The organism is Streptococcus sp. 27098_8_86 (assembly GCF_041432595.1).
GTDB lineage: Bacteria > Bacillota > Bacilli > Lactobacillales > Streptococcaceae > Streptococcus > Streptococcus pneumoniae_F.
This window is the reverse complement of sequence record NZ_JAPVZW010000031.1, coordinates 1-1,152: the sequence shown is the minus strand read 5'-3', so window position 1 is coordinate 1,152 and position 1,152 is coordinate 1. Positions and strand designations below refer to the sequence as shown.

1 pseudogene is annotated in these 1,152 nt (G+C 39.3%); it reads right to left on the bottom strand.

The annotated features are described in order from the left end of the window. Window positions 1–1,152, bottom strand: a pseudogene (locus O3616_RS10035) (IS3 family transposase); the annotation flags it as partial.

Here is a 1,152-nt window from a genome sequence, read left to right as displayed (position 1 = left end):
GTATTGCACAGGGCTAAGTCCTTTTAGTTTGACTTTAATTCGTTTGTTGTTGTAGTAATCAATGTAGTCCACAATAGCTTGTTCAAGGTCTTCTAAAGACCTAAAGTGCTTCTCATAACCATAAAACATTTCAGATTTCAAAATGCCAAAGAAGGACTCCATCATGCCATTGTCTGGGCTGTTGCCCTTGCGTGACATGGATGCTTGAATTCCCTTACTCTCTAGGAACCGATGATAAAAATCGTGTTGGTATTGCCAGCCTTGATCGCTATGGAGAATCGTATGCTCGTAGTGTTTCTCTGTAAAGGCCTGGTTTAACATAGCTTTCACTTGTTCTAAGTTTGGTGAAGTTGAAAGATTATAGGCGATAATTTCGCTATTAAATCCATCTAAAACTGGCGATAAATAGAGTTTCTGTGTGCTATTTAGAATGGCAAACTCTGTCACATCCGTATAGCACTTTTCCATTGGCCTTGATGCTTCAAACTGACGTTGAATGAGATTCTCTGCTTTCTTACCAATCTCTCCTTGGTAGGAAGAATACTTTCGTTTCCGGCGAATTCGAGCTGTTAAACCAAGGACTTTCATCAGACGTTGGACCTTCTTATGGTTTACTATATGACCACGATTCCTCAATTCAAGAGTAACTCTACGATAGCCATAATTTCCTTTATGGTCATTATAAATGGCCTGAATTTCGGTTTTAAGCTCTTTATCTTTATCAAGCCCATCCAGTTGTTTCAACTGATAATAGTAAGTTGAGCGAGCTAAACGTGCTGTTTCAAGAAGTAAATCTAGTCGAAATCCTCCTGAAGCCATTTCTCTAATTGTCTCTGCCTTTCTCGCTCTAAGGCTTCGTCCCTGTCTTCCAGCTCTTTTAACTTTTTTAGGTAGGCCACCTCAGTCCGTAAGCGTTCATTCTCCTCTTGGAGTCGCTCTAGTTCTGTCATTTCTTCCCAGGTTTTCTTCCGTTTACGTCCCATTTTAGTTGGTCTCCCTCTTGTTTTCTCAACAATAGTATACCCGTTTTTCTTATATTGTGCTAGCCAATTTGGAAGCATACCACGATTTGGGAGAGCATATTTGAGAGAAACTCTATCTTGAGACCAGTTTTCATGTAAGACTTTATTAATCATTTCTTGTTTTAAATGA